The organism is Cupriavidus sp. FW306-1B-F12B (assembly GCF_058781795.1).
On record NZ_JBYSXC010000004.1, the window covers coordinates 1 to 23,884 of the forward strand.

At 68.7% G+C, this 23,884-nt stretch carries 22 protein-coding genes; 3 read left to right on the top strand and 19 right to left on the bottom strand.

Annotated elements, in window-relative coordinates; translation table 11 throughout:
- Window positions 1-174: 174 nt before the first annotated feature.
- The 6 genes from AC3WLE_RS08225 to fliF are packed head-to-tail and all read right to left on the bottom strand — an operon-like array spanning window position 175 to window position 7,059.
- Window positions 175-1,596, bottom strand: coding sequence for a flagellar hook-length control protein FliK (locus AC3WLE_RS08225; protein WP_492357344.1), 1,422 nt, complete (start codon window positions 1,594-1,596; stop codon window positions 175-177).
- A 26-nt stretch (window positions 1,597-1,622) separates the two neighbouring features.
- Window positions 1,623-2,081, bottom strand: a complete 459-nt coding sequence (gene fliJ / locus AC3WLE_RS08230; protein WP_492357343.1) for a flagellar export protein FliJ — start codon at window positions 2,079-2,081, stop codon at window positions 1,623-1,625.
- Window positions 2,059-3,534, bottom strand: a complete 1,476-nt coding sequence (gene fliI / locus AC3WLE_RS08235; RefSeq protein ID WP_492318311.1) for a flagellar protein export ATPase FliI — start codon at window positions 3,532-3,534, stop codon at window positions 2,059-2,061. The genes fliJ and fliI overlap by 23 nt, the downstream gene beginning before the upstream one ends.
- Window positions 3,527-4,345 (bottom strand): flagellar assembly protein FliH, encoded by an 819-nt coding sequence (gene fliH, locus AC3WLE_RS08240; RefSeq protein WP_492357342.1) that lies wholly within the window; start codon window positions 4,343-4,345, stop codon window positions 3,527-3,529. The genes fliI and fliH overlap by 8 nt, the downstream gene beginning before the upstream one ends.
- Window positions 4,332-5,342, bottom strand: coding sequence for a flagellar motor switch protein FliG (gene fliG / locus AC3WLE_RS08245; protein ID WP_492318313.1), 1,011 nt, complete (start codon window positions 5,340-5,342; stop codon window positions 4,332-4,334). Before fliG ends, fliH begins: the two co-directional genes overlap by 14 nt.
- The gene (gene fliF / locus AC3WLE_RS08250) at window positions 5,329-7,059 is read right to left on the bottom strand and encodes a flagellar basal-body MS-ring/collar protein FliF (protein WP_492318314.1); all 1,731 of its coding nucleotides are present in this window, start codon (window positions 7,057-7,059) and stop codon (window positions 5,329-5,331) included. The genes fliG and fliF overlap by 14 nt, the downstream gene beginning before the upstream one ends.
- Window positions 7,060-7,466: 407 nt before the next feature.
- Between fliF and fliE the strand changes: the two genes are divergently transcribed.
- Entirely contained in the window at window positions 7,467-7,790 is a 324-nt protein-coding gene (fliE, locus tag AC3WLE_RS08255) for a flagellar hook-basal body complex protein FliE (protein ID WP_041688225.1), read from the top strand.
- Window positions 7,791-7,872: 82 nt separating this feature from the next.
- Here the strand turns inward: fliE and AC3WLE_RS08260 are convergent, their stop codons facing one another.
- The 9 genes from AC3WLE_RS08260 to AC3WLE_RS08300 all read right to left on the bottom strand — a co-directional run bounded on the left by AC3WLE_RS08260 (window position 7,873) and on the right by AC3WLE_RS08300 (window position 15,599).
- The gene (locus AC3WLE_RS08260) at window positions 7,873-8,166 is read right to left on the bottom strand and encodes an EscU/YscU/HrcU family type III secretion system export apparatus switch protein (RefSeq protein WP_492357341.1); all 294 of its coding nucleotides are present in this window, start codon (window positions 8,164-8,166) and stop codon (window positions 7,873-7,875) included.
- Entirely contained in the window at window positions 8,163-9,488 is a 1,326-nt protein-coding gene (gene fliK, locus AC3WLE_RS08265; protein WP_492357340.1) for a flagellar hook-length control protein FliK, read from the bottom strand. The genes AC3WLE_RS08260 and fliK overlap by 4 nt, the downstream gene beginning before the upstream one ends.
- 70 nt (window positions 9,489-9,558) lie before the next feature.
- On the bottom strand, window positions 9,559-9,900 hold the full coding sequence (locus AC3WLE_RS08270) for a flagellar protein FliT (protein WP_492357339.1): 342 nt from the start codon (window positions 9,898-9,900) through the stop codon (window positions 9,559-9,561).
- Between the two features lies 1 nt (window position 9,901).
- On the bottom strand, window positions 9,902-10,321 hold the full coding sequence (gene fliS, locus AC3WLE_RS08275; protein ID WP_492357338.1) for a flagellar export chaperone FliS: 420 nt from the start codon (window positions 10,319-10,321) through the stop codon (window positions 9,902-9,904).
- A 21-nt stretch (window positions 10,322-10,342) separates the two neighbouring features.
- Entirely contained in the window at window positions 10,343-11,746 is a 1,404-nt protein-coding gene (fliD, locus tag AC3WLE_RS08280; RefSeq protein ID WP_492357337.1) for a flagellar filament capping protein FliD, read from the bottom strand.
- A 33-nt stretch (window positions 11,747-11,779) separates the two neighbouring features.
- Window positions 11,780-11,998 carry a flagellar protein FlaG gene (locus tag AC3WLE_RS08285; RefSeq protein ID WP_492357336.1) on the bottom strand — a complete coding sequence of 73 codons (219 nt, stop codon included), beginning with the start codon at window positions 11,996-11,998 and terminating at the stop codon, window positions 11,780-11,782.
- A gap of 273 nt (window positions 11,999-12,271) precedes the next feature.
- Window positions 12,272-13,378, bottom strand: a complete 1,107-nt coding sequence (locus tag AC3WLE_RS08290) for a FliC/FljB family flagellin (RefSeq protein ID WP_492357335.1) — start codon at window positions 13,376-13,378, stop codon at window positions 12,272-12,274.
- A gap of 190 nt (window positions 13,379-13,568) precedes the next feature.
- The gene (locus AC3WLE_RS08295; RefSeq protein ID WP_492357334.1) at window positions 13,569-13,895 is read right to left on the bottom strand and encodes an RNA chaperone Hfq; all 327 of its coding nucleotides are present in this window, start codon (window positions 13,893-13,895) and stop codon (window positions 13,569-13,571) included.
- Window positions 13,896-14,642: 747 nt separating this feature from the next.
- Window positions 14,643-15,599 carry an oxygenase MpaB family protein gene (locus AC3WLE_RS08300; RefSeq protein ID WP_492357333.1) on the bottom strand — a complete coding sequence of 319 codons (957 nt, stop codon included), beginning with the start codon at window positions 15,597-15,599 and terminating at the stop codon, window positions 14,643-14,645.
- A gap of 158 nt (window positions 15,600-15,757) precedes the next feature.
- Here AC3WLE_RS08300 and AC3WLE_RS08305 point away from each other — a divergent pair, with 158 nt between their 5' ends.
- Complete coding sequence (locus tag AC3WLE_RS08305; protein ID WP_492350788.1) at window positions 15,758-16,096, top strand: hypothetical protein; 339 nt, start codon at window positions 15,758-15,760, stop codon at window positions 16,094-16,096.
- A 287-nt stretch (window positions 16,097-16,383) separates the two neighbouring features.
- Window positions 16,384-16,824 (top strand): BON domain-containing protein, encoded by a 441-nt coding sequence (locus AC3WLE_RS08310; RefSeq protein WP_492350787.1) that lies wholly within the window; start codon window positions 16,384-16,386, stop codon window positions 16,822-16,824.
- Window positions 16,825-16,906: 82 nt separating this feature from the next.
- Here the strand turns inward: AC3WLE_RS08310 and ku are convergent, their stop codons facing one another.
- The 4 genes from ku to ligD all read right to left on the bottom strand — a co-directional run bounded on the left by ku (window position 16,907) and on the right by ligD (window position 23,719).
- The gene (gene ku, locus AC3WLE_RS08315) at window positions 16,907-17,926 is read right to left on the bottom strand and encodes a non-homologous end joining protein Ku (RefSeq protein ID WP_492350786.1); all 1,020 of its coding nucleotides are present in this window, start codon (window positions 17,924-17,926) and stop codon (window positions 16,907-16,909) included.
- Between the two features lie 214 nt (window positions 17,927-18,140).
- A complete protein-coding gene (locus tag AC3WLE_RS08320; RefSeq protein WP_492350785.1) occupies window positions 18,141-20,150 on the bottom strand; it encodes a response regulator in 2,010 nt (669 codons plus the stop codon).
- A 299-nt stretch (window positions 20,151-20,449) separates the two neighbouring features.
- Window positions 20,450-20,845, bottom strand: coding sequence for a hypothetical protein (locus AC3WLE_RS08325; protein WP_492318327.1), 396 nt, complete (start codon window positions 20,843-20,845; stop codon window positions 20,450-20,452).
- A 141-nt stretch (window positions 20,846-20,986) separates the two neighbouring features.
- Entirely contained in the window at window positions 20,987-23,719 is a 2,733-nt protein-coding gene (gene ligD / locus AC3WLE_RS08330; protein ID WP_492357332.1) for a DNA ligase D, read from the bottom strand.
- Window positions 23,720-23,884 lie beyond the last annotated feature (165 nt).

Below are 23,884 nucleotides of genomic sequence, written 5' to 3' on the forward strand. Positions count from 1 at the left end.
GAGAACTTGACCTGCGCGCATCATGATGCGCGCAGGTCACGTGTCACCTATGTCTCCGAACACCTGTTACCCATGTCTCCGGTCTGTACATGCGGGAGAGGGGGCACCCAGGCGGTTATCCAACACCGGTTGCTCCTGCTATCCCTTCAAGGGACCCCGTTACACAGTGATTGATCAGGCAAACGTATCGATCTCGCCACGCCCAAGCACACGCGCGGGACGCACCGTCGTACTGGCCCCTGCCGCCGGCTCAACAGCCGCCAGCGTGCCGCTACCAAAGCCGGTTTGCCCGCGCCCATTCCCCGGCGCTTGCTGTTGCTGCCCGTTCCCATTGCCCGCCTGGCTGGCAAAGGCGTCTGCGCCCACCGAGGTCTGGCCAAGCTGGATGCCGTTCTCCGACAGCGCGGTGCGCAGGTGCGGCAGCGCCGCTTCCACCGCGGCGCGCACGGCCTGGTGGGGCGAGACGAACTGGGCCTGGGCCTGGTCGTTGACCACGTTGAGCACGACCTTGAGCGGCCCGAGATCGGGCGGGTTCAGCTGCAGTTCGGCGCGTTGCTGGCCTTGCGTGCTCATGCGGATCATCTGCTGGCCAAGGGCCTGCGGCCACTGGCTGTCGTACAGCTGCGGGGTGACCACCGGACGGGCGGAGGCGGCGGCAGCGGCTGCAGTAGCCGACGGGGTGGCCTGGCCGGCCAGCGCGGCGGCCACGGCTGGTGTGTTGTCGGGGCTGGCCGCGCCAGCCTCGCCGGTGCGGGCGGCAGCCTGTGCGACGGCGAACGGCGTTGCCGCGGGCCTGGCATCGGCCGTGCCGGGGCTGGCGGCGAGCGGATCGGCGCGGTGCTGGGCGATGCCGCTGTCCGGGCGCTTGCCCGATCCGCCGGCAGACTGGCCGCTGGCGTCCTGCTGGACCGCGAGCACGTCGCCCGGGATGGCCTGGGCCGTGCCGGCCTTGCCGTCGGTGCCTGCGCTGGTGCTGGTCTGCATCGCGGCGCGCTGGGATGCGATGGTGGCCAGCGTGTCGGCTACCGAAGGCTGTGCTGGCCGGGCTTCGGTGGTGACGACCTGCAGCGTTTCCGGCAGTGGCGTGGCGGCCGCCGGCATGGCATCGGCCTGGGCATCTGCCGTGGCCGGCTGCGCGGCATTTGCCAGTGCCGCCTGCAGTGCGGCGGCGCCGGTGTCGGCAACGCCGGCGATGGCGGAACCCGCCGCGCCGGCCGGCGCGGCAGCGGGGCTGGCCGGGGCTGCGGCGGGAAGCATCAGGGCCAGGGCCGCTGCGGCAGCGGCTGCGGCATCCGTCGGCGTGGCCGCCGCGGTGTCATCCTGGTCCTGGTCTTCATCCTTGTGGTCGGCCGCGGGCTTCTTGCCGGCCGCGGCGGCTGGCTGCGGCTTGCCGGCGTCGGCCTGCGCCGCGGGCTGGCGCGATGCGGGCTGGTCGCGCGCGGCGGCTTCCCTGGCCGGCGGCGCGGGCGCCTTGCTGCTTTCGCGGGCGCGCGACAGCGCGTCGCCGAATCCGCTCGCGGTTGCATCGGCGCTGGCGCGCCTGGCGCCCTCGACCGCATTGGCGGCGCTGCTGACAATCTGGCTGATATCGATCATGGAGTTGGCTACGGGGGTGGCCCGGGTCAGGCTTCGCTGAGACGGCTGGCCGTGGTGCGGGCCAGGCGGGCGGCGTATTCGTCGTTGGCGCGCTGCTCGCGGCGCGCGGCACCCTGTTCTTCCTTCGCTTCGGCGCGCGCGATCAGTGTGTCGAACGAGTTCAGGCGGCGCTTCTGGTGCTGCCAGTGGTTGCGCCCTGCCAGCAGGTCGGCTTCGGCCTTGGCCAGCGCCGCGCCCTGCTGGCGGATGGCATGGTCGAGCGAATCGAGAAAGCGCGAGAAATCCTGCCAGCGGCTGGAGGTCATGCCTTCGGCGGCCACCATCTGCATGCGCGCGCGGTACTCATGGCGGTACTCGGTGAGCTGGTTGAGCTGCTGCTCAGCCTGCGTGCGCAGTCCCTGCAGCCTCCCCAGCTCGCGCGCGGCGGCGTCGGTATCGTTCTGGGCGAGGTCAGCCAGCGTATTAAGCGGTGAATGCTTGAGCATGTTCACTCCTGTCGAAGAGGCTGTGAAGCTGAGCGATGGCGTCGTCGTAGCCGGCGCGCTCGTGGATGTCCTGCTGCAGGAAGGCTTCCATGCGCGGGTGCAGGCGCATCGCCAGGTCCAGCTCCGGGTCGTTGCCCGGCACATAGGCACCCACGCTGATCAGGTCGCGGTTGCGCTGGTAGCGCGACATCAGCTGCTTGAAGCGCCGCACCGAGCCGAACTGCTCCTGCGGGATCAGCGCGGTCATGGCGCGGCTGATCGATGCTTCCACGTCGATGGCCGGGTAGTGGCCGGATTCGGCCAGGCTGCGCGACAGCACGATATGGCCGTCCAGGATGGCGCGCGCGGAATCGGCGATCGGGTCCTGCTGGTCGTCGCCTTCGGTCAGCACCGTGTAGAACGCGGTGATCGAGCCGCCCCCTTCGGGGCCATTGCCGGTGCGCTCGACCAGCGTCGGCAGCTTGGCAAAGACCGAGGGCGGATAGCCCTTGGTCGCCGGCGGCTCGCCGATGGCCAGCGCGATCTCGCGCTGCGCCATGGCGTAGCGCGTCAGCGAATCCATGATCAGCAGCACATGCTGGCCCTGGTCGCGGAAATACTCGGCCAGCCGCGTTGCATAGGCGGCGCCCTGCATGCGCAGCAGCGGCGAGGTATCGGCCGGCGCGGCCACCACGACTGATCGTGCGCGGCCTTCGGGGCCAAGGATGTTCTCGATGAACTCCTTCACTTCGCGGCCGCGTTCGCCGATCAGGCCGACCACGATCACGTCGGCGCTGGTATAGCGCGCCATCATGCCGAGCAGCACGCTCTTGCCCACGCCCGAGCCCGCGAACAGGCCCATGCGCTGGCCGCGTCCGACGGTCAGCATGCCGTTGATGGCGCGCACGCCGGTATCGAGCACAGTCTCGATCGGTGCGCGCATCAGCGGGTTGATCTGCTCGCCGGCCAGCGGCACTTCCATGGCGGCGGTGATCGGGCCCAGCCCGTCGAGCGGACGGCCCGCGGCGTCCAGCACGCGGCCCAGCAGGCCGGCGCCAACCGGCAGGCGCTTGGAGCCCGGCTCGCGCGGCGTGGCGGTGCCGGCCGGCTGCGGCGATGGTTCCAGCGGATAGACGCGCGCGCCCGGCAGCAAGCCCACCACATCCGATTGCGGCATCAGGTAGAGCCGGTCGGCGCCAAAGCCCACCACCTCCGCCTCCGCGGTGCGCGGGGCATTGCTGTCGGTGGTGAACTGCCCCGCGGGCAGCTCGATCAGGCAGTCGCTGCCCACCGGCAGGCGCAGGCCCACGGCTTCCAGCACCAGGCCCGCGGCGCGCGTCAGGCGGCCGCAGCTGCGCTTGCTGTCGAGCCCGGCGATGCCGGCCGCGGCGCTGTCCAGCGCGCCGATCCAGCGTTGCGCATGAGGCAGTCCCTGATCCGGTGCGGGCGTGGCTTGCGCGGCGGTGTCAGGCATGTGGCGGCTCCCATGGATCGTCGCGGCCCAGCGCCTTGACCACGCGCGTCCAGCGCGTGGGCAGCGTGGCATCGCGCTCGCCGCTGGCGGCGCTGGCGATGCAGCCGCCGCGCGCCACCAACGGATCGGCGCGTACGGCCCAGCCCGCCGCCGCCAGTTCGCCATGCAGATGGGTTTCCACCAGCGCCACGTCGTCGGGATGCAGCAGCAGGCTGGGCGATCCGCACAGCGCGGGTTCGCTGGCCAGCAGCTCGCGCACGGCCGGCAGCAGCACCGCGGGGTCGTCGGCAAGCGCAGTGCGCACCAGCTGGCGCGCCACGTCCAGCGCCAGCGACACCAACGCGCGCGAGACCTGGTCGTCCACGCCGCTGAGCGCGCTGCGGAAGTTGGTGGCCAGCGCCTGCAGTTGCGTGGCCTCGTTGCGTGCGGCTTCGAGGCCGCGGGCGTAGCCCTCGCGGTGGCCGTCGCCGTAGCCCTGGGTCTGCCCCTGGGTGTAGCCCTGGGCATAGCCTTCCTTGCGCGCGCCTTCGCGCATCGCGTCAAGCGCCTCGAAGTCGATCGGCGGCGGTGCGGGCTCGGAGGGCATGGCGGCCAGGGCTTCGGGCGGCTCGCTGTCGCGGGGATCGAGCGAGCCCATCTGCCAGCGCTGCCAGCCGGCCGCGCCGCCACGGGCGCGCCGCGGAGGCTCGAACGGCGCAAAGCCGCCGGGTTCGGCGGCCGCGCCGTTGCCGGCAAGGGAAGAGAGCGGGTCGCCGCGCGGCGCGTGGCGTGCGGCCTGGCCGCGCTCAGGGTTTGCCTCAGACATAGGCATCGTCGCCTCCGCCGATCTGCACTTCGCCCGCATCCGCCAGGCGTCTTACCACCTGCAGGATGGCCTTCTGCTCGGCCTCGACCTGCGACACGCGCACCGGGCCCAGCGCGTCCAGGTCCTCGCGCAGCATCTCGCCGGCGCGGGTGGACATATTGCGGATGAACTTGTCGCGCAGTTCCTGCGGCGCGCCCTTGAGCGCGACGATGAGCGACTCGGTGGCGATTTCCTTGAGCACGCGCTGGATGCCGCGGTCGTCGACCTCCAGCAGGTTCTCGAACAGGAACATCTCGTCGATGATTTTCTGCGCCAGGTCGCCGTCGTGCAGGCGCACGCCGTCGATGACGGCCTCTTCGTGCGCGGTGCTCATCAGGTTGATGATCTCGGCCGCGGTGCGCACGCCGCCCATGCGGCTGCGCTTCAGGCTCTGGCCCGCCAGCAGCTTGGTCAGCACGTCGGTCAGTTCCTGCAGCGCGCCCGGCTGCACGCCGCCGAAGGTGGCGATACGCAGGATCACGTCGTTGCGCAGGCGGTCGGTGAACAGTGCCAGCACTTCTGACGACTTCTGGCGGTCCAGGTGGATCAGGATGGTGGCGATGATCTGCGGGTGCTCGTCGCGGATCAGCTCGGCAATGGCCGTGGCGTCCATCCAGTTCAGCGAATCGATCCCGCCGCCCGGATCGCGCGACTCCAGGATGTCTTCGATCACCGACTGGGCGCGTTCCTCGCCCAGCGCCTTGTTCAGCACGCTGCGGATAAAGGCGTTGGAATCGACGTTCAGGGCCAGGTACTGCTCGGTCTCGGCGCGGAACTCGCCCAGCACCTCGGCCATTTCCTCGCGGGTGACCGAGCTGAGTGTGGCCATGGCCGAGCCCAGTTCCTGCACTTCGCGCTGCGACAGGTGCTTGAACACCTCGGCCGCGGCATCCTCGCCGATCGCCATCATCAGGACGGCGCTCTTTTGCAGGCCAGATTCGGAGATGCCCTTAGCGGTTGTCATTGGCAATCCAGTTCTTGATCACGCTGGCGACCAGGCGCGGGTCGCGCTGTGCGGCGTCGCGCACCAGCGCGAGGTCGCTTTCATACTTGGCGGCAAGCCGCAGGATCTCCGGGTTGGCGGGCTCGTCCGGCGGCAGCAGCACTGCCTCGGTCTCGTCCTTGGCTTCCGGTGCCGGCAGCGGCGGCGAGGTGTAGCGGCGCAGGATCGGGCGCGCCACCTTGAACCACACGAACAGCGCCAGCACTGCCAGCAGCAGGTAGCCAGCAAGGGTCTTGCCCAGCTCGATCATGTCGGGCTGCTTCCACAGCGGCACCTCGGGCGCGGCCTTGTCGCGCTCGGCGGTGAACGGGCTGTTGACTACGTTGATGGAGTCGCCGCGGTCGGCCGAGAACCCCATCGCCTCCTTGGTCAGGTTCTGGATCTGCGCCAGCAGTGCCGGCGGCAGCGGTTCGGCCACGAGCTTGCCCTTGGCATCGGCCTGCTGGCGGTAGTTGACCACCACCGCCACCGACAGGCGGCGCACGCCGCCCGGTGCCTGCTGCACGTGGCGCACGGAGCGGTCCAGTTCGTAGTTGACGGTGGAGTCGCGGCGATTGCTGCTGGGGCCGCCGGAAGCCGTGGAACTGGCGCCCTGGGCCCCCTGGCCTGGCTGGGCAGCCTGACCCGGCTGTCCCGGTTGCGCGGCAGCCGGAGCGCCGGCCTGTCCCGGCGCCTGGCCCGCACGCGGCGTCTGCGGCGTGGTCACGGGCGCGGCGGCGGCAGCCGGCGGCTGGTTCGACAGCGCGCCGGGCACGCCGCCCGGCGGCGTGACACCCTGCTGGGTCGACTCGCTGGTCTGCTGGCTGCGGATCGCCGAGCGGGTCGGGTCCTGGTTGGGCTTGTAGCTCTCGTCGGTGTGCTCGACGATGGAAAAGTCCACGTCGGCGGTCACCTGCGCGCGCACGTTGTCCTTGCCGACGATCGGCGTCAGGATCGCTTCGATGCGCTTCAGGTAGTTCTGCTCCAGCGCCTGGACGTACTTGAGCTGGGTCGCGTCGAGCATGCGCTCGTTGCCGCTGTTCGACAGCAGGTTGCCGTGCTGGTCGACGATCGAGATCGACTTGGGCGTCAGCTCCGGCACGCTCGACGACACCAGGTGGCTGATCGCAGCGACCTGGCCTTCATCGATGGCGCGGCCCGGGTACAGCTGCAGCACGATCGACGCGGTCGGCTTCTGGCGCTCGCGCACGAACAGCGTAGGCTTGGGGATGGCCAGGTGCACGCGGGCGGACTGCACCGCGGCGATGGATTCGATCGAGCGCGCCAGTTCGCCTTCCAGTCCGCGCTGGTAATTGACCTGCTCGGCAAACTGGCTGATGCCGAACTTCTGGTTGTCCATCAGCTCCATGCCGGCCGTGCCGCTCTTGGGCAGGCCCTGCGATGCCAGGCGCAGGCGCGTCTCATGCACCTTCTCGGCCGGCACCATGACCGCGCCGCCGCCTTCGGCGAACTTGTACGGCACGTTCATCTGCTGCAGCGACTGCAGCACCGCGCCGCCATCGCGCTCGGACAGGTTGCTGTATAGCACCTTGTAGTCCGGGCTGCGCGACCACAGCACGCCCACCGCGATGGCCGCGGCCAGGGCGGCGCCGGCCAGCATCAGCGGCAGCTTCGGGTTGGCCTTCAGGCGCTCGATCACTTCTGCCGGGCGCCCGGGCAGTGCCACGGTCGCGGTCATGCGCGTGCTCCGGATCCGGCGCCGCGATGCTGGCGACGGCACGGGCGATGCTGACCGCCTTGGTCGTCGGCGCGGCTCACGGCACGGCTCACATTACGCTGCAGAGAAAACACGCGTACTCCCGAATCGATGGTTGTCTGGTGATTTCCGGAGCCAGCACAGGACGGCCGCCCGCGCTCTTCCGGCACGATGGCAATGATCGGCCAGACTTGAGCGCGACAATCCGGCGAACAGACGCGGTTTTTTGTCCGATTTCGGCCCATGGGAGGACGGAGACGGCGGGTACTCTGCGGGGGCTGAAACTGGGTGCGAACCGCCTGAGGCCCTCCTGCCGGCAGGCTGCTCTGCGATGCGAGGGGCGCGCCACAAGACGAACTCTGCCGGTGGACCGGCATACGACGAGCCAAATGACCACTATCTCTTCCATCGAGGGCATGCTGCAGCAACTGCGCGGGATGTCCCAGGTTGCCTCGGGCAACAGTGCCAGCCAGTCCGCCGCGCCGGTCGGCGGCGGCTTTGCCGGCGAGCTGCAGCGCTCGCTGGGGCGCATCAACGCCGCGCAAGAACGCGCCTACGGCCAGGCCGAGGCGTTCGAGCTGGGCAAGCCCGGCGTGGCGCTCAATGACGTGATGATCGACCTGCAGAAGGCCAATGTGTCGTTCCAGACCGGGGTGCAGGTGCGGAACCGGCTGGTGGCGGCTTACCAGGAAATGATGAATATGGCGGTGTAAGCCTACCGGCCTGCCTCTAAAGCAAAAAGCCCCTGGGCGCGCAAGCGGCCAGGGGCTCTTGTCGTCAGGGAGGCCTGCCGGGTCAGGCCTGCGCTTCAGCGCCTGCGTCCCTGCCCGCTTCAAGGTGGTAGATCCACGCCAGCAGCTCTGCCACGGCCACATAGAGCTGCGGCGGCACGTGGCTGTCCAGGTCGACCTGCATCAGCAGGTTCACCAGGGTGGGTGAATCGTGGATATAGACGCCCGCATCGCGCGCGCGCGCGATGATGGCTTCGGCCACCACGCCATAGCCCTTGGCGACCACGCGCGGGGCCCTGTCGCTGTGCTGGTAGGACAGCGCGATCGCCGCGCCGCGGTCTTGCGCCGCTTCGCTCATCGCGCCGCTCCTTCCATCATGTTGTCCTGGGTCTGCACGCTCAGGCGCTGCAGCACGATGCCCTGCGCCTCCAGCTGGTTGCGCAGCAGCGGCCGTGCCGCGATCAAACGCGCCGCGACATCGGTCTCGGGCGTTGCCACGCGGGCGTCGAGCCCTGCCGGCCCCAGTGTCAGCACCGCTTCGACGATGCCGAGGCTCGGCAATTGCAGCCGCAGGCGGCTGGACCATGGCCGGGCGCTGTCGTCATGGGCCTGAGCGGCGCCATCCGCGTCGGGGCGCAGCAACTCCCACTCCATCGGCACGCCGGGCCAGGCTTCGCCGGCAAAGCGGAACTGCTGCGTGGCGAGCAATTCCAGCTGCTGGCGGACCACGCCTTCGGTTGCCGGATGGATGGCCGGGCCGGCTGCCGCGGCCTGCCGGCCGGCGTCCGCCGAGGCGGTGTCCGGCAGGCCAGCGGCGGCGCGCGCCGCGTGGGGGATGAGGCTGTCCGGCGCGGCAGCGCGCGCGCCAGCCTCCGCGGTGGTCTGGTAGGCCTGCGTGGCCAGCGCCGCGGCGGACTGGCGTTGGGCCCCCGGTTCGGCAGCGGCTTCGCGGCTGTAGGCCGCCGTGGTGGCGGCGCCTTGCCGCAGCGCCTGTTCCGCCGCCGCATGGCTGTGGGCCACGCGCGGATTGCCGGCCGAGGCCAGCGCTTCAGCCAGCACCTGCGAGGCCGGAATCAGCGGCGGCGCCGAGGGCCGCGCCGGCTCTGCCGCTGCGGCACCGCCGGCGTAGGTCAGCAGCGAAGACGGCGGCGGTGTTGCCGCGGCTTGCGCAGTGCCACCTGGAGCAGCCGCTCGGGCCGGCACCGGTACTTGCGCCTGCGGCTCCTGGCGGATGCCGGGCAACGCGCGCGCGCCGGCAACCCACTGTGCCAGGTGCGATTCGTAGAACAGGCCGCTCTGCCCGACCGTATTGGCAAGGGCCGCCGCGGCGGCCTGCGCGGACGCAGGCGTGGGCGCGGCGGCCAGCAGCGGGCCGGCGCTGCGCACCGGCTGGGCCTCGGTACCGTCCATCACCGCCAGGATGGCGCGTGCCGCCGCGCTCAGCGATTCCTGCGTCGAAGTGCCCGGCAGCAATGCAGCCTGGCCTGCCACGGCGTTGGGACCGGTGGCCTGCTGGCTGTGGCGGATCGCCTGGCCGGTGGAGTTCTGGACATTCGCCTCGGTGGCCTCGGGCACGGGCTGCAGCGCAGCCAGCTTGTCGATGGCAAGCGCGGTGCGCAACGGTTGTGGGTCCGGGGCCTGACCGGGTGCCAGGCCTGGAGGCAGATGGATGCCGGTCATACGGGTCGTGTGAATGCAGACGGCGGGCATTCCGGCCCGCCGCGGTGAGTAGCGCAGCGGTCAGGCTGCGTCAGGCGGTGGCGCCGTAGGCGGCGGACAGTTCGATCTGGCGGCGCGAGCTGGTCAGCATGTCGCCAAGCTTCTTCAGCTGCGGCATGGCCAGGTCGCGGATGCGGGCATCGTAAGTGAGGATGCGGTCCAGCAACTGGTAGCGGCGCATGCGCTCCGCATCGGAGAACGGTGCCTCGTGGTCCATCTGGCGCAGGCGGTCCACCTGGGCCAGGTAGCCCTGCTGCAGCTCGGCGACGGTGTCCCAGTCAGCTGCCTGGGCGGCTTCGTGCATCCGTGCGGACAGCGCGAGGATTTCCTCGTAGCAGTCCACGATCGGGGAAAACTCGGGAAGGGAAGCCATGTCAGTTGTCCTGTAAAGCGGGTTGCCGATCCGCGGCCGTGTCGTCGATCTGCGCCCAGGCCGAAGCCAGACTTTCGAGCAGCGTGTCGACCTCGGCCAGCAGGGCCGCGTCGCTGCGCAGGTTGGCCAGCATCAGGCGGCGCACCATGTACTCGTACAGGGATTCGAGGTTGGCGGAGATCTCGCCGCCAGCCTCATGGTCGAGCACGGCGCGCAGGCCGTTGTCGATGATGTCGATGGCTTTGGAGATGGCGTTGCCGCGTTCGGCAATGTTGCCGCCTTCCAGGTGGAACTTCGCCCGCGCGATGGCTGCGCGCGCGCCGTCGTAAAGCATGGTGATAAGCTTGTGCGGGCTGGCGCTCATGGCACCGGTCTGGACGCCCACCTGGGCGTAGGCGTTGGCGGATGCGCGGGCGAACATGGTGGCTTTGCTCCGGAATGGTTACTTGGAGTTGTTGCTCAACGCGTTGAACTGCTGCGTCAGGTAGCTGCTGGTGCGGTTCATCTGCGCGACCACAAGGTCCAGTTGCGTGAACTGGGCCTTGTAGCGGTCGATGGTGGCGGTGACGCGGTCCTGGACGCGGTCATAGTCGTCTTCCAGGTTCTTCAGCGTCTTGGTGATGCCGTCTTGGGCCACCTTCAGCGCGCCATCGGTCTTGCTCAGGCCTTCGATATAGGTGGTTGCCTGCTTGCCGATGCCGCCTGTGCCCGTCGTGCTGGAGAACATGGCCGTGACGCCGCCAAGGTTGTTGTTCAGCGCCTTGGTCAGCTTGGCATCATCGAGCTTCATGGTGCCGTCCTTCTCGAACGTGATGCCGACGTCGATCAGCGTGATCTGGCCGCCCTTGCCGTCATCCATGGCGCCGCCCAGCATCGAGCGCAGGCTGGATTGGATCGAGCGCAGCGTGCCGTCGCCGGTCAGTGCCGCGGAGGTGCCGGCCTTGGTATCGAATGCCGTCAGCGACTTGGCCGTGCTCTGGATATTGTTGTAGGCGGTGACAAAGGCCTGGACCGACGCCTTGATCGCATCGTTGTCGCGTGTGACCACCAGCGAGGTGGTGCCGGTCTTGGCCAGGTTCATGGTCACGCCCTGGGCGGCGTCCACCACTGAGTTGCTCTGGCTGACCACGTCGATGCCGTTGATCTTCAGCGTCGCGTTTGCCGGCGGGACCTTCTGCTCCATCTTGTTGACGCCCGCGGCTGCGGCCGGGTCGAAGGCGATCACGTTGTTCAGCGCCGCATCGGCCGACGACACGCGCATGGTCGCCTGCGTGCCGGTCTTGTCCGAGGTCAGCACCAGGCGGTACGGGCTGGCACTGCCGTCATTGACGACGCTCGCGGTCACGCCGATGCCGGCCTTGTTGATGGCGTCGCGCATGCCTTCCAGGGAGGAGCCAGCCGGGATGGTGACCTTCTTGGTGCTGGTGGCCGCGCCGCCGGTTGCCAGCGCGTCGCCGAAATCAAACGTGATCTCGCCGCCGCCGATGGCCGCCTTCTGGTCGGCAACGTTGCCGCTCACCAGCGACTGGGCGGTGGCCAGCGTGTTGACGGTGATGCTGTAGTTGCCCGGCACCGCGTTGGCGGCGGTCGTGACGGACATCACATCCGGCGTGCCCACGTTCGCCTTCACCGCGCCGAAGGTGCCGGCCTCAGACAGCTTCTTGGCGGCTGCCTTGTAGGCATCCAGCACACTCTGCACCTGGCTGTAGGCCGACAGCTTGGTCTGGTAGCTCTTGGCCTGCGTGTTGATGGCGTCAAGCGGCGCCTGCTCGGCCTTCTGCAGCTGGTCCAGCAGGCTGCTCAGGTCCAGGTTGGAGCCGATGCCGATGGAGGAGATCGTTGCCATGTTCTTGTCTCGTCTTCAACTGATGTTCAGGTCTCAGGCCGCCTGGCTGATGAACAGCCCCTGCAGCTTGTCGATGGCGCGGGCGATGCGCAGCACCTCTTCGGTGGGCATCTGCCGGATCAGGTCGCCGGTTTCCTTGTCGATCACCTTGGTGATGACGCGGTGGGTGGTCTCGTCGATTTCAAAACGCAGGCCGACCGAAGTGGTCTTGAGCGCCTCGACCAGTTCGCCGATGGCGGCGGACGTATCCACGGTTTGCGACGACGGGGCGACGGCGTTTCCCTCCAGTATGCGAAAGGCGGCCGCTGCGCGGGCCGCAGTGCTGTTGGGCAGCACTTCAGACGGCAAGCGCGCTGCGGTTGGGTTCACGGTTGGTGGTGGCGCCATGGTCTGCTCCGTCGGCGTGGTTTGTCCTCAGGCTGAAGCGCTTGGCAGGCAGCGGTCTGCCTGCGAAACGTTCCAGCGTGTTCCGGCAAAAAGGCCGGGCCTTGCGGCCCAGCCTTGTATGCCTGCTCGCGGATGCGATTAACGCAGCAGCGACAGCACGTTCTGCGTGGTCTGGTTGGCTTGCGCCAGGACCGAGGTGCCAGCCTGTTGCAGGATCTGGGCGCGGGTCATGTTCGACACTTCCGTCGCGTAGTCTGCATCCTGGATGCGGGAGCGCGAGGACGACAGATTGTTGACGGTGGTGCCCAGGTTCGCGATGACGGAGTCAAATCGGTTCTGAACGGCACCCAGCGAGCTGCGGAGCGTGTCCACTTGCGCCAGTGCTTTGTCCAAAGCGGCCAGCGGCGAGCTGGTTGCCGCACCCGCAGGGGTATATTCGGCAGCAGCGGCAAGCGTGGCCGCGTCGACGATCGCAGCATTGGCGAAAGTCACAGCGCCGGTGCCTGCATTCACCGCACCTTGATACTGCTTACCGTTGTCCAGGCGGATGATGTAGTCGGTGTACGTGCCGTTGGCGGCTGCAGTGCCGACGCCATGCACGGTGAACTTGCCTGCGCCTGCAATCCCATCGACGGAGGTCGTGGTCAAGTTCGTGACGGTGGTTTTTCCAGCGACCGAAGTGTCGGTGAGCGACGTCAGGGCCTGCGATACGCCACTAACACTAAAGCTGCTCAGACCGAGGGTCTTGGAGCTGATTTCGCTCAGGTTAATGGTGATGGTTTCCCCGTCTTTCGCGCCAACCTGAACTTTCAAGGGACTGGCAGCACTCGACAGGACCTTCACGCCGTTGAAGTCCGTCTGCGTCGACACACGGTCGATTTCCTGCAGTCGCTGGCCGATTTCATCCTGGATCGACTTCAGGTCCGAAGCCGAGTTCGAACCGTTGGCAGCCTGCACGCTCAGCTCACGGATGCGCTGCAGGTTGTTGTTGACTTCGGTCAGCGCGCCTTCAGTGGTCTGCGCCAGCGAGATACCGTCGTTGGCATTGCGCTGGGCTTGCGTCAGGCCCTTGATGTTCGCGGAGAAACGGTTCGCAATCGCCTGGCCGGCGGCGTCGTCCTTGGCGCTGTTGATGCGCAGGCCCGACGACAGACGCTGGATCGCCGTGTTCAGCGACGATTGCGACGTGTTCATGTTGTTCTGAGTCATCAGAGACAACGAATTGGTGTTAATGACTTGCGCCATGATACGACTCCTATATGCAAAGTTTTGGGCATTCCGGCTAGTGCCGTAACGTTGGCGGCCTGCTTTGCAGGGCGTAGAGTGCCTCCGTTGCTTGGGTTATCGACCGGGCAAGGCAAAGGTTTAGAGTGATCTCCGCGATAGTTTCGCGGGGTGCCGGTGGGGCGGGAAGGCGCGTGAGGCGGGCGTTGACCTAGCGGCGCTTGTGGGTGCGGGGGATGTAGATCGGCAGGAAGTCCGGCTCTGGAGCCAAATCCGGCGCCACCGCCGGCGCGTCCGGCGCATTGGCCAGCGTGACCAGGCAGATGGCCCGCTTGTAGACCACCGTGGGCCGGATGTCGTCCGGCTGCCGGCCAAGCAGCACCACATAGTCGTCTGACGCCAGGATGAGACCCTGCAGCCGGGCGCCGGTGGACAGGTGGACGATCACCGGGGCCTGGCTGGTGCTGTATGCCGCAAATTGCTGGTGCTGCAGTTGTTTCCGGCTGCGTGACTTGGGCCGGGTTTCCTTCTTCTTCACAACGACTCCGGAAGAGCCCGCAAGGGTTCTGGCGGCTGATAACAGTCCATTGGCCGGCGGCTTGGTGTGCGCCACGGCCAGGGCGGCACGAGAAACATCCGCTCTCGGTAACGGCGCAGGTGCCGGCGGTTGGCGCTGCCAGAAGAGAAGGGGAGTACTTCAGCGCCGAGAGTAACAAAGTTTTTTCAAGCGTTGACGAACCGCACGCCGTTCCTGGAATAGAGGTGTTGCTCTATAAAAGTTGTTGCTCTTGAGGCTGTGATATTGTAGCCGATTGTGTGCCGCATACTGCGGCCAGAGCGGCGAGCCACGCAGGCTCGATGTGGACTGCGCTCGCGAGGAAATTGCCAGCCCATACGAAAAATGCCCTGATGTAGCGTCAGGGCTAAAATCATCAAAAGTGCGCCAATAATCTCATACCGTCATAAGGGAATCCCCTGATAGAAACGGGATTTACACCTCATGTAAGCGCGTTTATATTCTTGGCAAGAGCTTTTCGGCTCGAGCAGTCCTGGAAAGCCTACGAGCACCCCGCGCGTAGGCTTCTTTTTTTGCCTGCGTCGTTTGAATCGCGCTCTGTGGCGCTGTGGCTGGTGCGGTTAGTAAAACCGACCGGCCGTTCGGAATGCCCAGGCAGATTTAATGCCACTTTCGCGTCGCGCAATCCTCCGAAATGCGAGGGTTTTTGCCGCCAATTCTCATTTCCGTTCAAGAAGTTCGGCTGAAAGCCGATAGCCGGCGCGAGCCTCAGCCGGTCGTCGTGGCGGTGCCGCGGGCCACGCGCCGCCGTGCGCGCGCTGCCAGGCCGGCGCCCAGCACCCAGCGCAGCGCCGGTGCCAGCACATGCATGCCCGCGAGTGCTGCCGGGCGCCGTATCGAAGGGCCGTCCAGATCGAGCTGTTGCCGTGCCCACGGCGGCAGCAGTGCGATGCCCGCGTCGGCCATGATCCGCACCGCCGGCTGCAGCAGCGGGTTGGCCACCGGCATCTTCCGCACCAGCCGCACTACTTCGCTGGTGCGTTCGCTGGCCAGCAGCGCAGGCCGCATGGCCTCCAGGTAGGCCGTGACTTCGGCGCGCGAGCGCGGCACGTCGGCCGCGCCCAGCATCTGGGCGATGCGCGCAACCTCGTCGTAGTAGCGATCCTGCTCGGTGCCGCTCAGTGGTCCGACATAGCGCAGATAGCCAGCCAGGAAGCTCGAGACCTCGGCCACGTGCACCCACGTCAGCAACGCCGGGTCGGAGGCGGCATAGTGCCGCCCGTCCGGGGCCACGCCGACCACGCCGGCATGGATGCGCCGTACGCGCCCGATCAGCGCCATGGCATCGGCACGGCTGCCGTAGGTGGTGCCGGCGATGAACTGCGCGGTGCGCCCCAGGCGCCCCTGCATGTCGGTGCGAAAGCTGGAGTGGTCCCAGACCCCGGCCAGCGCCAGCGGATGCAGCGTCTGCAGCAGCAGCGCACTGACGCCGCTCGCGAGCATTGCCGGAAAGTCGGCATGCACGCGCCAGCAGACCGCGTCGGGCCCGAACAGGCCGGGATCGCCCGGCGGGTTGTCGTAGTCGAGGGTCAGGCCGGAATTGCTGCGGGTCAGCGCGCGCACGTGCGCGCCGGCGCGCTCGCGCAGCCTGGTGGAGAGATGGTTCAGCGGGCCGCGTCGTGGCTGCGCAGAGCGGCCGGCGGCGGGGTCGGTAAAGCTGGACAAGGCCGGTGCCTGAATCGGAAAGTCAGGGCCAGCATACACGGGATGCGGGGCGATGTGCGCGGGGTCATGCCGCTGCGCTTGCCGCAAAAAGGGCCGGAGCCCCCTTGCGGGAGTCCCGGCCTGTCAATCTCCGGCGTATGCCCCTGCGGCCGCACCGCATGTTGCTGCCGCACATACCCGGAAAGCTGCCTGTTGTCGTGGCTGGTGCGGCTTACTTACGGCTGGCGTTGTCCGCCTTGCTGGCCACCCTGTTGCCCGCCCTGGCCGCCTTGCTGGCCGCTGCGTTGGCCGCTTTGCTGGCCCGGTTGCGAGCTGCCGCGATCCTGCTGCTGTTGTTGGTCCTGCTTGCGGTCCTGGTTACCCATCTGACCGCCGCCTTGTTGTTGTCCCGGCTGCTGCTGGCTGCCGCGCTGGCCAGATTGTTCCTGCTGCTTCTGTTCCTGCGGCTTCTGGCCCGACTGCGATTGACCCGGCTGTTGCTGCTGTCCCATTGCTAGCTCCTTGACGCGGCGAACTGCCGCATTCCCTGTTTCGCAATCGCCATGCCAAGCATGGAAGGACCCGGGTGCCGCCAGCAATGGCCTGTAGCGGGGAATGCAGCACATCACGCGGCGGGCGCTTTTACAACGGGCGGCCCGATTTACACACCCTGGATACGGTCGCGGACGCCTGGTGCGGCCTGGCTGGCAGGTATGGAGCTTGCTCAAATATGCCTTACCAGTGGTTCCGCGTGCCAGGCAAGGCCGGCAACGGATGCGCTGGTGACCCGAAACAGGAGGCAGCCATGCGTTTTTCCCGAATCCCCGCGCGCGCCGTGCGGATGGCCTGTGTTGCTGCAGCGCTGGCGGTGGCCGGCAACACCCTGGCGCTCGACAAGAGCGGCCTGATCCTGGTTGCGGCCGACGATACCCCTGTGGCACCCGTCAATTCCGCGCCGGGCATGCCCGGCCGTGCCGACCCTGACCGGGGCGCCGCCCCGGACGTGAGCGCCGACAAGGCCAAGCGGGCCGTCGAGGACGGTGCCATCACCACCAGGATCAAGACCAAGCTGCTCACGACCAAGGACCTCAAGTCCACCGGCATCCGTGTGAAAACCAGGCAGGGCACGGTCGACGTGAGCGGCACGGTGCCGAGCCAGCAGCAGCACGACGTGGCGCTCGACGCGATCCGCAGCGTCGAGGGCGTGACGTCGGTCAATGACAACCTGAAGGTGTCATCGCGGTAAGCGGGTTTGTTCGATGCTGAGGGTTTGCTCCCCTCTCCCGCGCGCGGGAGAGGGAGAACGCAATCGGAATTTGGCCGCCTGCCTAAGCCGCGTGCTTCCTGCGCGTAGTGCTTGAACTCTTGCGCGCGGCCGGCGCGTGCGACTCGCGCTTGGCCGGTGCACGCTTGGTCTTGGCGGCGGTGCTGGCGCGCTTGGCAGGCGGGGTCGCAGCCCGCTTGGCAGCCGGCTGCTTCCTGGCGGCGGCATGCCGCGCAGGGGCCTTGCGGCGCGCGGGCGTGGCGTCTTCCTTGTCTTCCTTGCCGCGCTGGCCCAGGCTCTGGCGCAGCAGCGCCACCATGTCGATGACCTTGGCGCCCTGGCGCGGCGCTTCTTCCTCTTCCGCAGGCGGGGTCAGCTGGTGGGTCTTGCCGGAGTCGATCTTTTCTTCGATGCGCGCCATCAGGTCGTCACGATAGCTGTCGCGGTACTGTTCCGGCTCCCAGTCTTCGCTCATGTCCTCGACCAGCTTGGTGGCCATCTCGATCTCGCGCGCATGCGCGCCGGTAGGTTTGCCGGTGGCCGCCTTGGGCAGGCGCAGTTCGGAGATGGGCAGCACCTCGTCGGCAAAGCGCATGGTGTTGAGCACCAGCGCGTCGCCGTGCACCAGCATCGCGGCCAGGTGCTGGCGGGCGCGCAGCACCACCAGCGCCAGCGCGGCACGCCCGGTGCGGCGCATGGTTTCGTGCAGCAGCGCGTAGCCGCGCTCGCCGCGCTTGTCGGGCTCGAGGTAATAGGGCGTGTCGAAGTAGTACGGCGGGATGCTCTGCGCGTCGACAAAGCTGACGATATCCACCGTCTGCGTGGCCTCGACATTAGCCTGGCGGAAGTCTTCCTCGTTCAGCAGCACGTATTCGTCCTTGGCATACTGGTAGCCCTTGACGATATGCTCCTTGTCGACCGGCTTGCCGGTGCTCTTGTTGATGCGCTGGTAGCCCACCGGCGCCATGTCGCGCACGTCGAGCAGGTCAAGGTCCAGCGTCTGGCTGCGCGACGCGGGCCGCAATACCACCGGGATATTGACCAGGCCAAAGGTTATGGCGCCTTTCCAGATGATGCGTGACACGTGAGGGCTCCTTTGCCAGCCGCACGGGCACGTTGCGGCGGCGGGGGCGGCAGATCGCCCGGAGGCGGGTCTGCCACCGGTTCGGGCGGGCCCGGCGGAGGTTCCGGCGGTGGGGTTTCAGGCTTGCGCGGCGGGATGTCGGGATCGGGCGTGGTATGCACGGAGCTTCCTTGTTCAAGGGTGGATGGGAGCGGCGGCTGGCATCGGCATCGCGCTAGGGATGGTCCGCGCTGAGTGCGTCCAGCAGCCGTGTCAGCGCGTCCAGGTCGGCCGGCTTGACCAGGTGCTGGTCGAAGCCGGCTTCCAGCGCGCGGCGGCGGTCCTCGGGCTGGCCGAAGCCGGTCAGCGCCACCAGCGTGGCGCCGCGCATCTCGGGCAGCGCGCGCAGGCGGCGCGCGGTCTCGAAGCCGTCCATGGCGGGCATGCCCAGGTCCAGCAGCACCACCTCCGGCCGGGCATCGGTGGCGCGCGCCAGCGCGCTGGGGCCGTCGGCGGCGGTCACCACCGTATGGCCGAGCGTCTGCAGCGTCATCATCATGGCCTCGAGCGCGTCAGGGTTGTCGTCCACCACCATGATCCGGCGGGGTATGCCGCGGTGCGGCGCGGCGCGGCCGGAGCCTGGGTGCCACTTCTGCCACGGCTCCACCGGCAGCGTCACCGTGAAGGTGCTGCCCTGTCCGGGGCCGGGGCTGTCGGCGCGAATGGTGCCGCCATGCAGGCGCACCAGCTTTTGCACCAGCGTCAGGCCGATGCCGGGACCGTCCTGCTGGAACGCGCTGCGCGGCGGTTCTGGCTGGGTGCCGTCGTCGCGCGGGGCCAGCGGGTCGAACAGCTGCCGCTGCAGTGCCTCGGACAGGCCGGCGCCGTTGTCGCGCACGCGCACGGTGACGCGGGCGCCGGACGCGGCATCGGGCGCGGTGTCCGCCGCGCCGTCCTCAAGACTGGCATCGACGAAGATCTGGCCGCCGGCGGGCGTGTAGGCCGCGGCGTTCTGCAGCAGGTTGCTGAAGATCTGCGTCAGGCGCACCAGGTCTCCACGTACCGGCAGGGGCTGCTCGGGCAGCGACAGGCGCAGCGTATGGCCGCAGGCGTCCATCGTGGGGCGCACGGCTTCCACCGCGGTATTGAGCGCGGTGCGCAGTTCCACCAGGTCCTCGCGCAGCGTGATGCGGCCCTGGTTGAAGCGCGAGATGTCGAGCAGCTCGTCCACCAGCCGGGTCAGGTGGTGCAGCTGCCGGCCGATGATGTCGCGCGCGCGGAACATGTCCTCGCGCGAGGGCGAGAGCTGCTGCAACAGGTCCGCGGCGCTGCGCAGCGGCGCCAGCGGATTGCGCAGTTCGTGCGCCAGCATGGCCAGGAACTGGTCCTTGCGCCGTTCCTCGTCGTGCAGCGCGCGGCCGGCACGGTTTTGCAGCGTCACGTCCTGGCAGGTGCCGGCAATGCGCAACGGCGGCGTGCGGTCGTCGGCCGGCGGGCCTTCCGCGCCGCGTACCGGGAACGCGCGCGCGCGGATATCGCGCAGCTCGCCGTCCGGGCGCGCAAGGCGGAACTCGAGGTCCAGCCTGCCATCGCTCAGCATGCTGGCGAACGCCGCTTCCACGCGCGCACGGTCGGCCGACGCCACGCGCTCCAGGCAGCGGCGCGGCTCTTGCGTCAGCTGCTCGGGCGCATGGCCGCACAACGTGGCGAGCGAGGGGCTGGCGAACAGCAAGCGGGGCTCGGCCGGGTCGAGGATCCAGACCACGTCGGCCAGCGATTCAGCCAGCTGGCGGAACATGTCTTCATGCTCATGCAGTGCCCGCGAGGTGCGGTGATAGGCGTCCTCGGCCCCGCGCAGCCGCAGCAGCGCCTGGATGCTCGACAACACCTCTTCCGGCTCGGCAGGCTCGACCAGGTAGCCGTCGGCGCCGCAGTTCAGCGCCTCTACGCGCTGGCGCGATTGCGCCAGCCCTGGCGAGGTCAGCAGCACCAGCGTGTGCGCGGTCTGTGGATCGGCCTTGAGCAGCCGGCAAACTTCCAGCCCGCTGATATCGGGCAGGCGTGAGGCCAGCAGGACCAGCACCGGCGCATGCTGTCGCACCAGCGACAGCGCCGAATGGCCGGTGGCGGCCTCGATCACGGAATACTCGCCGCGATGGAGGATGCGGCTCTTGACGTAGCGCGGCCCCTCGCGGTCATCGACATTCAGGATCAGCGGGGCCGGGTTGGCGGCATGCGGCGTCATGGCATCACGCTGACAGGCGCTTGCGCGCCCGCGCGGAGGTCTGCTCAGGGCCCGGGATGGTCCGCGGCGGCGCCGTGTAAAACCGCGCCGGCCGCGCCGCACCGCTTGCAAGCTTTGCCGCGCCGGCGCGGCTGCCGGTTGTAGTTATTACATGCGCACAGAAGTCGTCCATCGCCATTCCCCCTTATGCATCAGCACGCCTGCGGTCTTTGCCAGGCTGTTGCGCTGGCAGAGTGGCAAGAGGCGTGCCGGGCAGGCGTCGCCCGGCACGCAGCGCGGCAACCGCGTGGCGTCGCGCTTCAGCGGCGGGCCGCCTCGCCGCCATGCGCTTCGGCGCTGGGGGAGGTGCCGCCGTGCGGTCCGGCCGAGCCGGCCGCTTCGGCAGCTTTCTGCGGGATCTTGCCGGGCTCGGTAGTACCGCCGCCGGTGGCGCCCTTGCCAAAGCGCGCAGCGATCCGGTCCTGGACCCGGCTTAATGCCTCGGCCTGCTGTTTGGCCGCTTCGGCTTCCTTGGTCTTTTTGGCTTCGGCGGCCTGCTGCTGCTCGGGCGTCGGTGCCGGCAGGCGTGCCTGCACCGGGCTGGCGGCGAAGGACAGCATCGCGCAGGAAACCAGCAGGTGGCGCAAGGCGCGCCGGTTGCGTGGCGCGGCAGCGGCGGCTCGAATCTTCGCGGCGATCCTGAGTTGGCTCATCATCACGTCTCCATGTCGTTGCTGCACTGGCAGCAGTGCAACGAGGCACACGCGGCGGGTGTGCCGGGCCGTGTGCCATGACCGGGATGCGGCAAGAAATGTGCCGCTTGGCTTCTGCTGCGGATTTCCGGCGGGAACGGGAGGCTATCGGGCGCGTGCCAGTCGCGCCGCGGCGCGCGTGATCGCCTGCCGGGTTTCGGCGTAGTCCGCCCATGGGTCGTCGGCCGCAACGGCGTCGAGCCTCGGGCCGGCATTGGCCACGGTCCACTGCGCGGCGCCTTGCAGGCTATCGAGTTCCTCCCACCACACCGGCATCGATACCCCCAGCCCCGGGCGTGCCCGCGCCGAGAATGCCGCCACCGTGGTGGCGCCTATGCCATTGCGCAGGTAATCGATGAAAATCTTGCCAACGCGGTTGCTTGGACCGCTCTTGGCCACGAAGCGCTGCGGCACGGTGGCGGCGACATGGCGCACCGCGTCATGCGCGAACGCCTTCACCTCGTCCCAGCCGGCACGCGGCGTGATCGGCACCACCACGTGCAGCCCCTTGCCGCCGCTGGTCTTCAGGAAGCTGGCGAGGCCGAGTTCATCGAGCAGCGCCTTCATCAGCGCGGCGGCTTCCTGCATTTGTGCCCAGGGCACGCCTTCGCCCGGGTCCAGGTCGAAGATGATGCGGTTGGGGCGGTCGATGCTGCGCTTGCTGGCGTTCCAGGTGTGGAACTCCACCACGTTGAGCTGTGCCGCGGCCACCAGGGCTTCGGCTGACGCGATTTCCAGCAGCGCGGGATGCCCCGGCCACAGGCCCGGATCGAGCACGTTGAGGCCGTCGACCCGCAGCGTGTCGCTATGCCGCTGGAAGAACTGCTCGCCGCCCACGCCCGACGGCGCGCGCACCATCGCGATCGGTCGCCCGCGCAGGTGCGGCAGGATCAGCGGCGCGGCGCGTTCGTAGTAGCGCACCAGGTCGCCCTTGGTCAGGCCGGATGCCGTGTCGATGACGCGCTCGGCATGGCTGATCGCGACCTTGCCGCCGGCGGCGGTGGTGCGCTTTGCCGCGGCCTTCGGCCGTGTGCCGGCATGCTTTGCCGTGGTTGCCGCGGGCTTGCCTTTGGCCGCCGGCGTTGCCGGCCGCTCCACCGACACCGCGCGCGCGGGCTTGTCGGTGCGCAGGCCGTGGAAGACGGAATGGCGCACGCGGCCCTCGCGGGTCCAGCTGCCGAACGAGACCTCGGCCACCAGCTTTGGCCGCACCCAGTGCCCTTTCACGCCTGCCGGCACGCTCTCAAAGGGCGCGGAATCGGCGCGCAACGCGTCCAGTTGCGTGCGCAGCGCGCCCAGCGTGCGTGTGTCGAAGCCGGTGCCGACATTGCCCGCGTAGCGCAGCCGCCCGCCGCTGTCGTGCACGCCAAGCAGCAGCGAGCCGATGCCGGCGCGGCTGCCTTTCGGGTCGGTGAAGCCCGCCACCACGAACTCCTGGCGCAAGGTGCATTTCAGCTTGATCCAGGTACTGGTGCGCGCGCTGACATAGGCGGCGTCGGCGCGCTTGCCGATCACGCCTTCAAGCTTCATGCGGCAGGCTGCCTCAAGCATGTCGGCAGGGCCGGCCTCGAAGTCCTCGCTGAACTGCAGGCGCGGCGAGGTGTTGTGCGCGAAGATCCGGCGCAGCAGGGCGCGCCGCTCCACCAGCGGCAGCTTGCGCAGGTCATGGCCGGCAAAGTAGGGCAGGTCGAACACGAAATACTGGATGCCCTCGACGCGCGCGGTATCGAAGGCATTCTGCAGCGCCTGGAAGTCGGTTGCGCCATGCTTGCCGAGCACCACGATCTCGCCATCGAGCCAGCCGTCGGGCAGGCCGAGTGTGCCGACGTCGCGCGCCAGCACACGCAGCTTGCTGGTCCAGTCGTTGCCCTGGCGCGTGAACAGGCGCACATCCTTGCCGTCGATGCGGGCCAGCAGCCGGTAGCCGTCGAACTTGATCTCGTAGCGCCACGCCTGCGCGTCGGACGGAGGCTGCTCCACCAGCGTGGCCAGCTGCGGCGCCAGCGCCAGCGGCAAGGCCGCGCGCGGCGCGCCGCGCGGCGGCTTCAGGGACTTCGCCGTGCCGTGTGCATCTGGTGCGGCTTCGTCAGGCGGCTGCGCGGACTTGGCGCGCTTTGCCGCGGGTTTGCGCTGCGTGCCGCCCAGCACGCTGTCCGGCAAGGCCTCGACCACATCGAACTCCGATGCCGGCACGGCGGTCTCGTCGCGCTCCTTGATCAGCAGCCAGGCGTCCTGCTCCTTCTGCCGGCTGCCGTGCATGCGCACCAGGGTCCAGTGACCGTGCAGCTTTTCACCGCGCAGCTCGAACTTCAGCTTGCCGGCGCGGTAGCCGGCCTCGGCATCGCCCACCGGCAACCAGGTGCCGCGGTCCCAGACGATGACCGTGCCGGCGCCATAGTGGCCGGCGGGGATCACGCCCTCGAAGCCGGCATAGTCCAGCGGGTGATCCTCGACATGGATGGCCATGCGCTTGTCGGCCGGGTCCAGGCTCGGGCCCTTGGGCACGGCCCAGCTTTTCAGGGCGCCGCCGAGTTCGAGGCGAACGTCGTAGTGCAGCCGACGCGCCGCATGCTTCTGGATCACGAAGGACAGCTCGCCGGCGCGCTTGCGCGGTTTGCCGCGGGTGCGCGCGGCGCCGCTGGGCTCAGGCGTGGCGCCGAAGTCGCGCATGCGGCGGTACTTATCGAGCGCGGCGGGAGCGGCCTTGGCGGCTGGCGCGCCGCGTGCCGCCGGGCGGGCCGTGCTGGCGCGCTTGCCGCTGGGCTTGCCGGCGCCTTTTGCCGCGGCGCGGCGTTTGCCTGGATCCTTTGGCGCTGTCGGTCGCGTGGTCTTGGCCATGGCTGTCGCCGGTTAGGTGGGATGTATCCAGCTTAGGCAGCACATGCCGCCGCTGAAATCGGCGCCCGTCCTACAGCGCCCGGCGGCAGCCCCATGCGCGCGCCGCGCCATGTGGTTCTTACCGGGTGTTGTAAATCTGTGGCAGCCCGCCTGCCGCGGCGCCGC

Bases quoted from the DNA above. Each gene is read 5' to 3' on its own strand.
- AC3WLE_RS08225 (WP_492357344.1), bottom strand. From the start codon at position 1,596: ATGATCGATATCAGCCAGATTGTCAGCAGCGCCGCCAATGCGGTCGAG.
- fliJ (WP_492357343.1), bottom strand. From the start codon at position 2,081: ATGCTCAAGCATTCACCGCTTAATACGCTGGCTGACCTCGCCCAGAAC.
- fliI (WP_492318311.1), bottom strand. From the start codon at position 3,534: ATGCCTGACACCGCCGCGCAAGCCACGCCCGCACCGGATCAGGGACTG.
- fliH (WP_492357342.1), bottom strand. From the start codon at position 4,345: ATGCCTATGTCTGAGGCAAACCCTGAGCGCGGCCAGGCCGCACGCCAC.
- fliG (WP_492318313.1), bottom strand. From the start codon at position 5,342: ATGACAACCGCTAAGGGCATCTCCGAATCTGGCCTGCAAAAGAGCGCC.
- fliF (WP_492318314.1), bottom strand. From the start codon at position 7,059: ATGACCGCGACCGTGGCACTGCCCGGGCGCCCGGCAGAAGTGATCGAG.
- fliE (WP_041688225.1), top strand. From the start codon at position 7,467: ATGACCACTATCTCTTCCATCGAGGGCATGCTGCAGCAACTGCGCGGG.
- AC3WLE_RS08260 (WP_492357341.1), bottom strand. From the start codon at position 8,166: ATGAGCGAAGCGGCGCAAGACCGCGGCGCGGCGATCGCGCTGTCCTAC.
- fliK (WP_492357340.1), bottom strand. From the start codon at position 9,488: ATGACCGGCATCCATCTGCCTCCAGGCCTGGCACCCGGTCAGGCCCCG.
- AC3WLE_RS08270 (WP_492357339.1), bottom strand. From the start codon at position 9,900: ATGGCTTCCCTTCCCGAGTTTTCCCCGATCGTGGACTGCTACGAGGAA.
- fliS (WP_492357338.1), bottom strand. From the start codon at position 10,321: ATGTTCGCCCGCGCATCCGCCAACGCCTACGCCCAGGTGGGCGTCCAG.
- fliD (WP_492357337.1), bottom strand. From the start codon at position 11,746: ATGGCAACGATCTCCTCCATCGGCATCGGCTCCAACCTGGACCTGAGC.
- AC3WLE_RS08290 (WP_492357335.1), bottom strand. From the start codon at position 13,378: ATGGCGCAAGTCATTAACACCAATTCGTTGTCTCTGATGACTCAGAAC.
- AC3WLE_RS08305 (WP_492350788.1), top strand. From the start codon at position 15,758: ATGTTGCTGCCGCACATACCCGGAAAGCTGCCTGTTGTCGTGGCTGGT.
- AC3WLE_RS08310 (WP_492350787.1), top strand. From the start codon at position 16,384: ATGCGTTTTTCCCGAATCCCCGCGCGCGCCGTGCGGATGGCCTGTGTT.
- AC3WLE_RS08320 (WP_492350785.1), bottom strand. From the start codon at position 20,150: ATGACGCCGCATGCCGCCAACCCGGCCCCGCTGATCCTGAATGTCGAT.
- AC3WLE_RS08325 (WP_492318327.1), bottom strand. From the start codon at position 20,845: ATGATGAGCCAACTCAGGATCGCCGCGAAGATTCGAGCCGCCGCTGCC.
- ligD (WP_492357332.1), bottom strand. From the start codon at position 23,719: ATGGCCAAGACCACGCGACCGACAGCGCCAAAGGATCCAGGCAAACGC.